10 protein-coding genes are annotated in these 11,546 nt (G+C 65.3%); all 10 read left to right on the forward strand.

From position 1 onward, the window contains the following. Positions 1 to 590: 590 nt before the first annotated feature. The 10 genes from pucD (at position 591) to PHU01S_RS24920 (ending at position 11,496) form a co-directional block, all read left to right on the forward strand. Entirely contained in the window at positions 591 to 2,906 is a 2,316-nt protein-coding gene (gene pucD, locus PHU01S_RS24875; protein WP_127510404.1) for a xanthine dehydrogenase subunit D, read from the forward strand. Continuing rightward, positions 2,896 to 3,540, forward strand: coding sequence for a (2Fe-2S)-binding protein (locus PHU01S_RS24880; protein WP_373864561.1), 645 nt, complete (start codon positions 2,896 to 2,898; stop codon positions 3,538 to 3,540). Before pucD ends, PHU01S_RS24880 begins: the two co-directional genes overlap by 11 nt. Before the next feature lie 111 nt (positions 3,541 to 3,651). Then, positions 3,652 to 4,134 (forward strand): nucleoside deaminase, encoded by a 483-nt coding sequence (locus tag PHU01S_RS24885; RefSeq protein WP_127510406.1) that lies wholly within the window; start codon positions 3,652 to 3,654, stop codon positions 4,132 to 4,134. Next, positions 4,131 to 4,637: a 2-oxo-4-hydroxy-4-carboxy-5-ureidoimidazoline decarboxylase gene (gene uraD, locus PHU01S_RS24890; RefSeq protein WP_246029338.1), complete on the forward strand. Its 507-nt coding sequence runs from the start codon at positions 4,131 to 4,133 to the stop codon at positions 4,635 to 4,637. The genes PHU01S_RS24885 and uraD overlap by 4 nt, the downstream gene beginning before the upstream one ends. 65 nt (positions 4,638 to 4,702) lie before the next feature. Then, on the forward strand, positions 4,703 to 5,080 hold the full coding sequence (uraH, locus tag PHU01S_RS24895; RefSeq protein WP_021881868.1) for a hydroxyisourate hydrolase: 378 nt from the start codon (positions 4,703 to 4,705) through the stop codon (positions 5,078 to 5,080). A gap of 26 nt (positions 5,081 to 5,106) precedes the next feature. Then, complete coding sequence (allB, locus tag PHU01S_RS24900; protein WP_127510408.1) at positions 5,107 to 6,507, forward strand: allantoinase AllB; 1,401 nt, start codon at positions 5,107 to 5,109, stop codon at positions 6,505 to 6,507. A gap of 23 nt (positions 6,508 to 6,530) precedes the next feature. After that, positions 6,531 to 7,991 (forward strand): Zn-dependent hydrolase, encoded by a 1,461-nt coding sequence (locus tag PHU01S_RS24905; protein ID WP_164763199.1) that lies wholly within the window; start codon positions 6,531 to 6,533, stop codon positions 7,989 to 7,991. Further along, positions 7,988 to 9,319: a pyridoxal-phosphate-dependent aminotransferase family protein gene (locus tag PHU01S_RS24910; RefSeq protein WP_049868004.1), complete on the forward strand. Its 1,332-nt coding sequence runs from the start codon at positions 7,988 to 7,990 to the stop codon at positions 9,317 to 9,319. Before PHU01S_RS24905 ends, PHU01S_RS24910 begins: the two co-directional genes overlap by 4 nt. Then, a complete protein-coding gene (gene ggt / locus PHU01S_RS24915; RefSeq protein ID WP_127510412.1) occupies positions 9,316 to 10,911 on the forward strand; it encodes a gamma-glutamyltransferase in 1,596 nt (531 codons plus the stop codon). Before PHU01S_RS24910 ends, ggt begins: the two co-directional genes overlap by 4 nt. A gap of 36 nt (positions 10,912 to 10,947) precedes the next feature. Next, positions 10,948 to 11,496 (forward strand): chromate transporter, encoded by a 549-nt coding sequence (locus tag PHU01S_RS24920; protein ID WP_048747368.1) that lies wholly within the window; start codon positions 10,948 to 10,950, stop codon positions 11,494 to 11,496. The last annotated feature ends 50 nt before the right edge of the window (positions 11,497 to 11,546 follow it).

Below are 11,546 nucleotides of genomic sequence, written 5' to 3' on the forward strand. Positions count from 1 at the left end.
GGCGCGAGCGCGGCCGAAGCCGCCGCTGCCGTCCATGCTGCTGCGCTGGCCGAGTTCCTGCCCGCCGGCGACGTCTTCGCGGATGCCGATTACCGCCGGCGGACGGCGGCCAATCTTGCTGCGGCAGCGGTGTGGGAGGCTTGGAGCGGAAGCTGACTCCCGGCTTCGGCCGAACGGAGTTCGGCCTGGCAGGGGTTGCCGGCTTCGGCGGAGCGGAGGTGCAGGCGGGAAGCCGGCTTCCGGCTTCAGCCAAAAATGTGAATGGCGGGCAGCGGGCGAAGCCGCTGCGTGTACGGAGAGCTTGCAGCCGCAACTGCTGGAGAAAGGGTACGGAGAAGAACGGATGTGCTCTGGAGAAGCGGCAGCGTTCGCCTTTGAAGACGGATTTCCCCTTATCAAGGGTGAAAAATCAAGAAATCCGTCTTCAACAGCGATCGGAGGAGCCATCCGTTTTCGGAGATGGGCCTGCCCGCGTCCAGCAATTCGTTTTCGGAGTTGGGGCCACTTGCTCCATAGGCTAGCCATCCGTTTTCGGCTTTCCTGCAATCCGCTTTTTGCTCTTTTTACCATACCGGAAGGAGAGGGACGCGATGATTCTTGACCGTGAGACCAGCGGAGAGCGCTGGCGGACCCGGCCGGACGGTCCGGACAAGGTGAACGGAAGGCTGACGTATTTGACCGACATGAAGCTTCCGGACGCGCTGTGCGGACGCGTGCTCCGAAGCGCCCATCCCCACGCGGCGATCAAGGCGATCTCTATCGATAAGGCGCTGGCGCTGCCCGGCGTGCATGCGGTGCTTACCCATAAGGACGTACCGGGCCTGAACCGATTCGGCATCGCTTTTCCCCATCAGCCCGTGTTCTGCGAGGACCGGGTCCGGTATATCGGGGACGCTGTGGCGGCGGTCGCCGCGGACAGCGACGAGCTTGCGGAAGCTGCGCTCGCCCTCATCGAGGTGGACTACGAGCCGCTGCCGGTGCTGAGCGATCCTGCGCAGGCGCTGGCTGAGGAGGCCCCGCGCCTGCATGAGGACGGCAATCTGCTGCATCGGACGGAATACAAGACGGGGGATGCGGAGGCGGCTTTCGCCGGATGCCGTCATATCGTCGAGAACGTCTATTCCACTCCCCGCCAGATGCATACCTACATGGAAACCGAGGGCGGCCTCTTCATACCGGAGAAGGATGGCAGGCTGACCGTGTATTCGGCGACTCAGCACGGCCTGATGGACCGGATGCAGCTGGCGCGCATCCTGAACTGGGAGGAGGAGCGGATCCGCGTCGTATCCAGTCCGATCGGCGGCTCCTTCGGAGGCAAGGATGAATTGAACGTCCAGCCTTACGGCTGCCTGCTCGCGCTGGCGACGGGCCGGCCGGTGCGCCTGCACAATTCCCGCATGGAATCCGTCCGGGCAGGGCTGAAGCGCCATCCGATGATCATCTCCATGAAGACGGGCACAGGAAAGGACGGCAGGCTGCTGGCCCACCGGGCGCGCATTTTATCCGATACGGGGGCTTACGCCACGCTGGGAGCCGAAGTGCTCAATTTCTCTACCGAGCATGTCATCGGACCCTATCTTCATCCGAATCTCGATGTGGAGGGCTCGGCGGTGTATACGAACAACGGCGTATCCGGGGAATTCCGCGGCTTTGGCGGCAATCAGGCCATCTTCGCCCTGGAGGGGCAGATGGATGAGCTGGCGGAGCTGCATGGAATGGATCCATGGGAGTTCCGGCGGCTCAACATGCGCCGGACGGGGGATCCGGGACCGCTCGGCCAGCCGATCGCGCAGACGGACGGAGCGCGGCAGGTGTGGGAAGCGCTGGAGCGGAGCCCGCTCTGGAGGCAGGGCCGGGAGAAGCTTGAGGAGAAAGATTCCAGCCCCGGCAAGAAGCCGTGGATCCGGACCGGCGTCGGAGCCGCGATCACGATGCACGGAGCCGGTCTCGGCTATGGCATTCCGGATCCGGCGGGAGGCATTCTGCAGCTTGCGGAGGATGGCGTAATCGAGGCGGTTTTCGGCTACGAGGAATTCGGCCAAGGGCTGATCGCCACGCTGCAGGGGATGCTGATCGAGCAGTTCGGGTTCGGGGCCGCCGATGTGCGCGTCGTCATCGGGGACACCGACAAGGTTCCGAACAGCGGCTCCAGCACGGCCTCCCGGGCGACGAGCATGATGTGGATGGCGCTGCGCAGGCTGCGCCCGGAGCTGACGCGGCGCCTCAAGGAAGAAGCATCCGATGCTTCGGGCCTCCGGCCCGAGGAGCTGGAGACCGGCGAGGGAGGAGTCCGCGATCGGCAGGGAGGGCTGATCCTCTCTTACCTGGAGCTGTCGCAGCGCCTGCGCGCGTCCGGCCGCACGCTGATCTGCGAGACGACGTTTCATTACCCTGTGACGACGAAAAAGCATGTCGGAGCCCACTTCCTCTACACTTATGCCGCAGTGGCAGCCCGTGTGGAGGTCGACCTGCTGACCGGCAGGGCCAAGGTGACCGATCAGTACCACGCCGTAGCCGCCGGCCCCGTTGCCAATCCGCAAGGCTATCTCGGTCAGATCGAAGGAGGAGCCTCCATGGCGCTAGGCTTCGCGCTGTGCGAGGATGCCGTCATGGAAGAGGGACGGTATCTGACCCGCAACCTCGATACGTATCTCGTGCCGACGGCGGCGGACAGCGGGCGGTTGACGGTGGAGGCCATCGAGGAGCTGCCGGAGGACGATGCCTACGGTCCCCGCGGAGTCGGGGAGATCGGCTCGGTCGCGCTGTCTCCCGCCATCGCGGCTGCGATCCGGCAAGCGACCGGCATCCGGGTAAGGAAGCTTCCGGTACAGCCGGAGCTGCTCCAGCGTTCTTTCCAGGCAGAGACGCAGGCGGAGACGGAAGGAGGGGAAGCGGATGCCGGATAACGACAGCCCGAAATATCCCGAGGGCGAGGCGAAGCTGGAGATCAAAAGGCATTCGGCAGCGGCTTCGATCCAGGATGAACGGATAGCGGAAGAGAGCGGGCCGCAGGAGCCTTCCATGCCGGAGCCGGTGGAGGAGGAAGGCGGCGGGGAGCCGCCGTTCGAGCTGACGTTCCGCCTCAACGGCGAAGAGCGGACGATCGGAACATGGCCCGCCCGCCGCATGCTCACGTTGCTACGGGAGGATCTGGGCCTGACGGGGACCAAGCGCTCCTGTGAAATCGGACGCTGCGGAGCCTGCATGGTGCTGCTGGACGGAGAGCCGGTCAACAGCTGCCTGCTGTCGGCTTACCAATGCAGCGGCGCGGATCTGGTGACGATCGAGGGGCTGCAGGGAGAGCGGGCCGGCCGGGTCAAGGCGGCTTTTCTTCAGGAAGGAGGCTTTCAATGCGGCTACTGCACGCCGGGAATGGTCATCTCCGTCTCTTCGCTGCTGGAGCATAATCCGTGCCCGAGCCGTTTGGAGACGGAGGAGGCGCTGGCCGGCAATATTTGCCGATGCACCGGGTACGGAAGCATATTCCGGGCCGTATGCAGAGCCTCGGAAGGACAGGGCGAGATGCCTCCCGCCGAATAGTCCGAAGCCGGAAGGGCAGGGAGCTTTCGTCCTTGGAGCTGTGCAAGGGTCAGAGAAGCACGCCATCGGAACCAGCCCTAATATCATAGAGAAGTCAGGAGAGGAAAAGGAATGGAGCCAAAAGACCATCTGCCTTATTTGCAGCTTGCAGTGGAGGTATCGAAGCGGGCGAGGGCGCAGGGCAACACGCCGTTCGGAGCGATTCTCGTCGACAAGGAAGGCCGCGTGCTGCTGGAGCAGGGCAACATCGAGATTACGGAGAGCAATTGCACCGGACATGCGGAAACGACGCTGATGGAGCGGGCCTCCGCCGTCTATGACAGGAAGTTCCTGTGGGACTGTGTCATGTACACGACGGTCGAGCCCTGCGCCATGTGCGCGGGATCGATCTATTGGGGCAATCTCGGTACGGTCGTCTACGGCATCAGCGAGAAGCGGCTGCTGGAAATGACCGGCGACGACGAGCAGAATCCGACGCTCGATCTGCCGTGCCGGGAAGTGTTCGCGGCCGGAAGCAAGCCGGTGACGGTCATCGGCCCGTTCGCCGAGATCGAGGAGGCTGTCGTCGCCGTCCACGAGGGGTACTGGTCGTGAGCGCGAAGTGGACGATGGAGCAGCTGAACGGATTGCCTGCCGCATCATTCGTGGAAGCTCTCGGCGGCATCTTCGAGCATTCTCCCTGGGTAGCCGGGGCAGTCGAGCCGCTGCGGCCGTTCGAATCTGCGGAGGAGCTGCATGCGGCCATGGTGAATGCCGCCCGGAGCGCGCCGGAAGAGGAGCTGCTGGCGCTGCTGCGCTGCCATCCCGATCTCGGCACGAAGCTGGCGATGAGCGAGCTGTCCGTATCGGAGCAGAAGGGAGCGGGTCTGGACAGCCTGAGCCCGGAGGAATACGAGCGGTTCAGCTCGCTGAACCGGGACTATGTCGGCCGCTTCGGCTTTCCGTTCATTTTGGCGGTGCGGGGCAAGAACAAGGACGACATCCTCGCTTCGCTGGCCGAGCGCGCAGTCAGGGAGCGCGGAGAGGAGCTCGACCAGGCGCTGCGGGAAATCGCGCGCATTACCGGCTTCCGGCTCGCTGATCTGGTCGCGGAATGACGACAGGCCGCCTGGGGCCGGGGAGCTCGGGCAGCGAAGCGAGGTCAATTCGAGGAGGAGCTTGAATGGAAGGGAAATTGACGACCCATGTGCTGGATATGGCCCATGGCGGCCCGGCTGCCGGCATGAAGCTGCAGCTTGCGCGGCTGGCGGGCGCCGGCGGCAAAGGCATCATTCGGGAACGCTCCACGAACGAGGACGGAAGGCTGGATCAGCCTTTGCTCGAGGGCGAAGCGTTGACGCCGGGCGTTTACGAGCTGCTGTTTTTCGCAGGCGATTACTTCCGATCCCTGGAGCCAGGTGTGGAAGGGCGGGCCGGAGCGGCCGGGGAACTTTTTCTGGAGCAGATTCCGATCCGCTTCACCGTGACGGCTGCCGGCGGAAATTACCATGTTCCGCTGCTCGTCGCTCCTGGCGGATACAGCAGTTATAGAGGAAGCTGACCATCACATGAAAAGAGGCGGATGGAATGGAAGAACGCGGATTCCAAAAGATCGTGCGCGGCGGCCTTGTCGTGCTGCCCGGCCATGACGAGCCGCAGCAGGCGGACATCGGCATCTGCGGCGGCCGGATCGCAGCAGTCGGAACCGGGCTGGAAGCGGCCGGAGCGGAAATCATCGATGCCGGGGGCTGCCTGGTCATGCCCGGCGGCATCGACGTCCATGTCCATTTCAACGAGCCGAACATGGGCCACTGGGAAGGGTTTCCGACCGGCTCCGCGGCGCTGGCCGCCGGCGGCTTCACCGCGTATGCCGACATGCCGCTGAACGGCTTGCCCGCGACGGTGGATACCGCGGCGCTCGCGCTGAAGGCGGAGGCGGCCGAGGGCAGGTCGGCGGTCGATTACGCCTTCTGGGGAGGGCTTGTGCCCGGCAAGCTGCAGGAGCTCGAGCCGATGGCCGAGGCGGGCGTCGTCGGCTTCAAGGCGTTCGTCTCCAAGCCGGGCGGCGAAGGGGAGGGCCGCTTCGTCGAGGCCGACGACTGGACCTTGTATGAAGGGATGCGCCGGATCGCCTCCTTCGGCGGGGTGCTGGCGCTGCATGCGGAGAACGACAGCATGACGACGGCTCTCGGAGATGCCATGCGGCGCGAAGGGCGTACGGGCGCACTTGATTTTGCGGCGTCTCGTCCGCCGATCGCGGAGCTCGAGGCGGTCAACCGGGCGCTCTTCTACGCCGGCAGGACCGGATGCCGCCTCCATTTCGTGCATATCAGCCATCCTGATTCCGTAGAGCTGATCCATAGCGCCAAGAAGAGCGGAATGGACGTCACGGTGGAGACTTGTCCGCACTATCTGATGCTGACCGAGGAGGATATGGCCAGGCTGGGAGCCGTCGCCAAATGCGCTCCTCCGCTGCGCGGCGCGGAGAGCAGGGACCGCCTGTGGGAGCAGCTTGCCGCGGGCATGATCGATCTCGTCGCCTCGGATCATTCCCCCTCGCCCTTCGAGCTGAAGGAAGCTCCCGGGCTGAGCTTTTTTGACGGCTGGGGAGGCATCTCCGGAGCCCAGAGCACGATGGAGCTGCTGCTCCACGAAGGCGTGGGGAAAAGGGGGCTGCCTGCCGGACTTGTGGCGAGGGTGCTGTCGCAGGCGCCGGCAGCGCGCTTCGGCTTCGCGGCCAAGGGAGGCATCGTTCCCGGACTCGACGCCGATCTTGCGCTCGTGGACATGGAGCATCGCTACACGCTCGAGAAGAGGCATCTGCAGTACCTGCATCCCCACAGCCCGTACGAGGGCATGGAATTCGGCTGCAGAGTGGCCGGGACGCTGCTGCGGGGCGAGCTTGCCTATTCCCTGGAAAGCGGCGTTCTGCCCGGTGGCGGGGCGAGAATACGCGCCGGCCTCGGCAGCTATGCCGGCAAGGCTTGATGGATGGGAAAGGAGGCCGGCTCATGGCCAGACATAGAGAGGCTGCCGCCGCGGACGGGGCGGCAGCCTGCATGATGGATATTCTGGAGGAGCTGGCTCGGATCGGAGCCGAAGAGGCCGGGACTGAACTGCCCGGGACGGAAAGGATGGCGGCCGGCACGAAAGCTCAAGCTCGAATGATGGCAGCCGGCCCGGAAACTCAAGCTCGGACGGCTGCTGCGGAGGCTGATTCCGGCGGTTCGGGAGAACGGCCGGGCAAAGCGGAAGCCAGGCGGGGCGATGCGAAGGAACAGCCGGACATGGCGGGAGTTCCGGCCGGCGTAACGAGGCTGCTCTACGACGAGGCTTGGCTGGATGCCCAGCGCCATCTGGAGGCGCGGCTTGCCGGCCTCGGCCTGGAGACGCGCTGGGACCGGACCGGCAGCCTGTACGGGCGGCTGCCCGGAAGGGATGGCGGGCGGACGATTCTGACCGGCTCGCATGTGGACACGGTCCGCCGGGGCGGCCGTTACGACGGCGCTTACGGCATCGCCGCCGGCATCGCCGCGCTGGATGCGCTCAACCGGCTCTATGGGCCGCCGCGCCGGACGCTGGAGGTCGTATCTCTGTGCGAGGAGGAAGGCAGCCGGTTTCCGTTGTCGTACTGGGGATCCGGCAATCTGACGGGACGGTACGGTCCTGCGGACGCGGGGAGATACCGCGACGCGGATGGAGCGACGCTGGAGGAGGCGATGCATGGAGCCGGCTTCGGCGGGGAGAGCCTGCCGGATCCGCGGCGGCATGACCTGGATGCCTTTGTCGAGCTTCATATCGAGCAAGGCGTCGTGCTGGAGCGGACCGGCGACGATGTCGGCATCGTGGAGGCCATCGTCGGCCAGCGGCGCTACGCGATGACGCTGGCCGGCGAGGCGAATCACGCCGGGACGACGCCGATGGGGCTGCGGCGCGACGCGCTGGCGGGAGCGGCGGAAATGCTGCTCGCCGCCGAGAAGGCGGCGCGGGAGCATGGAGATCCGCTCGTCGCGACCTGCGGGCGCATAGAGGTGCAGCCGGGCACGGTCAACGTCGTGCCGGGCGAGGCGGCATTCACGCTGGATGTGCGGCATGACGATGCAGCCGGGCTGGACGCCTTTTGCAGCGGGCTGCTCCGCACCTTCGGCGCGATCGCGGACCGCCGCGGCTTGAAGCTGGAATCCACGCTGTGGATGGATGCGGCTCCGGCTCCGATGCATCCCGGCCTTGCGGCCATGCTGGAAGCTTCGGCTGCGGGCCTCGGCCTCTGCAGCCGCCGGATGGCGAGCGGAGCCGGGCATGACGCGCAGCTGCTGCAGGGCATCTGCCCGACCGCGATGCTGTTCGTGCCGAGCCGCGGCGGCATCAGCCATTCCCCGCTGGAATATACGGAGCCTGAGGACCTGAAGCGGGGGCTGGCCGTTTTGATGGACGTATTATACGAGCTTGCTTATGAGGAGAGAGTGCCATGAAACGATATGCCGACCTGTCCCCGTCTCCGAGAATCATCATGACGCCTGGACCTGTGGAGGTCGATCCCCGGGTGCTGCGGGCGATGAGCCACGGCATCCTCGGCCAGTTCGATCCGGAGTTCACGGGCCTCATGAACGAGACGATGGAGATGCTGCGGGAGCTGTTCCGGACGACGAACCGCTGGGCTTATCCGGTCGACGGCACGTCCAGATCCGGCATCGAGGCGGTGCTGACCGCTCTGATCGAGCCGGGAGACCGGGTGCTCGTCCCGATTTTCGGACGGTTCGGCTATTTGCTGCAGGAAATCGCCCAGAGGCTCGGGGCGGAGGTTTATACAATAGAGAAAGAATGGGGCACTGTCTTTGAATCCAACGAAGTCATCGCCGCTATCGAGGAATGCAGGCCGCAGGTTGTGCTGATCGTACACGGCGAAACATCGACGGGCCGTGTGCAGCCGCTCGCCGAGATCGGCCGCGCCTGCCGGGACCGGGATATTCTGATCGCCGTGGACGCCGTCGCCACGCTCGGCGGCGTGCCGGTCGAGACCGATGCCTGGTGCCTGGATGCCGTCATCGGAGGGGCGCAGAAGTGCCTCTCCGTGCCGTCCGGCATGGCGCCGGTCACCTACAACGACCGCGCCGAACGCAAGCTGCTCGCGCGCAAGCGGGTGGAGCGCGGCCTGCAGGCGCCGGCTGCCTATGCGCCATCCGTGTCAGCATCATCCCCGTCAGCGCCATCCGCATCCAGCGCAAGCTCTGCCACAACAAGGCGCGCCTTGCTGCAGCCGCCTGCCGAGGCGGAGGGAGGGCGGAGCGTCATCCGCAGCAACTACCTCGATCTCGGCCAGCTGCAGGATTACTGGAGTCCGGCACGGCTCAACCACCATACCGAGATGACCTCCATGCTGTATGCGCTCCGCGAAGGCGTGCGCCTCGTGCTGGAGGAAGGGCTGGAAGCCCGCTTCGCCCGCCACCGTCTCCATGAAGGAGCGCTGATGGCAGGCCTTGGCGCCATGGGCCATGTCTTCTACGGAGATCCGGCCTGCAAGCTGGCGGTCGTCACCTGCATCGAGATACCGGCCGGCATCGACGGCGAATCGGTGCGGTCCATGCTGCTGGAGCAGTTCGGCATCGAGATCGCGAGCTCCTTCGGTCCGCTCAAGGGGAGGATCTGGCGGATCGGCACGATGGGCTACAGCTGCAGCAGGCGCAACGTTCTGCTGCTGCTCGGTGCGCTGGAGGCGGTGCTGCTGCGGCACGGGGCCGACCTGCCTGCAGGAGCGGCCGTGCAGGCGGCGCTGCAGGCTTATGAGGAGGCGGTGTCATGAAGCCGGTCATGCCGATGGGCTACCAGGGCATGGTGGCGGCTCCCCACTACATCGCGAGCGAGGTCGGACGCGACATGATCCGGCGCGGAGGCAGCGCCGCCGATGCGGCGGTAGCGATCAGCGCGTCGCTTGGAGTCGTGTATCCCCATATGACCGGTGTCGGGGGAGACAGCTTTTTCATGCTCTACGATGCGGCGAGCGGCGGGCTGCAAGGATACAACGGCAGCGGCCGCGCCGGCAGCGGGCTGCATCCCGGCGTTTACCTCGATGCGGGGGAGAGCGCCATTCCCCAGCGCGGGGTGCGCAGCTCCATCACGGTGCCGGGCATGGTCGACGCCTGGTGGGAAGTATGGCGGCGCAGCGGACGCCTTCCGTGGGAAGAGCTGCTGGAGCCCGCCGTCCAGTATGCGGAGAAGGGCTTCCCGGTCTCTCCGAACCTGCATCGCTGGATGCTCGCGAACGGGAAGGAGCTTGCGGCCTGCGCTCCGCTCGCGGAGATCTACCTCCCTCATGGCATTCTGCTCGGCATCGGCGACCGGCTGATCCAGACGGAGCTGGCCCGCACGCTGCGGGAGCTGCAGGCCGGCGGCCGGGACGCCTTTTATTCCGGTTCCGTCATGCAGAGGATCGTAGACGGCATGCGGCGCGACGGCGGCCTGCTGACGGAAGGGGACTTCGCCTCCCATCAAGGCGAATGGGTGAAGCCGATCTCCGTCAACTACCGGGGCTATGACGTTCATCAGATGCCGCCGAACTCGCAGGGGTTCTCGGCGCTCATGATGCTGAACGTGCTGGAAAATACGGATTTGTCGGCCGTGCCGAGGGAATCCGCGGAGTTCTACCATCTCATGGCCGAGACGGTCAAAAAGACGTTCCGCGACCGCGACCGCTATTTGACGGATCCCGACTTCGCGCATATCCCGCTGGAGCGGCTGCTGTCCAAATCCTATGCCAGGCATTTGTATGAGGAAATCGACCGCAGCTTCCCCGATCCGGCTCCCCATCTGTCTCCGGCGATGGGCCAGGATACCGCGTATGCGGCAGTCGTGGACGGGGAAGGAAACGCGGTATCTTTTATCCAAAGCTTGTATTATGATTTTGGGGCGGCCTACATGCCCGAGGAGACCGGCGTGCTCATGCAGAACCGGGGCTCGTTCTTCTCGCTGGATCCGGCGCGTCCCAATGTGCTCGCGCCCGGCAAGCGCTCGTTCCATACGCTGATGCCGGCCATGATTACGAGGGACGGCAAGCCGTACGCCCTCGTCGGCACGCAGGGCGGCGAAGGCCAGCCGCAGACGCAGCTGTCGGTCATCACCGGCCTGCTCGACTACGGCTGCAGCATCCAGGAAGCGCTGGCGCTGCCACGCTGGATCTACGGCCGGACCTGGGGCTCGGGCAGCGATTCGCTCAAGCTGGAGAACCGCGGTCTGGAGCAGACCGCCCGGACGCTGGAGCAGTGGGGCCACGCGGTCGAGCTCGTCGGAGCCTGGGACGGCGTCACCGGCCAGTCGCAGGGCATCGTCATCAGCGGCGAGGGGCTGCTGACCGGCGCGGCCGATCCAAGAGGGGACGGCATGGCCATCGGCTGGTAGGCCGGCTCGGCTCCACTAGGAAAGGAAGTTCGTCTTATGCTCTCTACATTATGGAATTTGTTCTACTCTTTCGGCGTCGCCACGCTGCTCGGCTACGGCGGCGGGCCGTCCATCATTCCGATCTACCAGGATCAGGTCGTCAACCGCTACGGCTGGATGAGCTCGGAGGAATTCGGCAAGGCGCTGGCGTTCGGCAACGCGCTGCCGGGACCGATCGCGACCAAGCTTGCCGGTTATATCGGCTACAAGGTCGGCGGAGTGGCGGGCAGCGCCGTCGCACTCGTCGCGGTCGTGCTGCCGACGGCGCTCGTCATGGTCGCACTCTCCGGCATCATGATCAAGCTGAGCGACAACCCCGTCATCAAAGGAATGATCAAGGGCATCCAGCCCGTCATCTTCGTCATGATGGCGATGCTGGCCTATGATTTCTCCAAGTTCGCCTTCAAGCCGGCGAACGGGATCGTCAGCTTCCTGCCGTTTCTGATCGCGGCCGTCTTTTTCATCATGGTTCAATATCTGAAGCTGAACGCCGTATGGGGCATCCTGCTGTCGCTGGCGGTAGGCGCGCTGTTCCTGCGGGGGTAGGCGGTCATCGGAAAAAAAGGGCGGGGCAAGGCAGAATTTCTGCCTTGCCC

This window comes from Paenibacillus humicus NBRC 102415 (assembly GCF_004000905.1).
GTDB lineage: Bacteria > Bacillota > Bacilli > Paenibacillales > Paenibacillaceae > Paenibacillus_O > Paenibacillus_O humicus.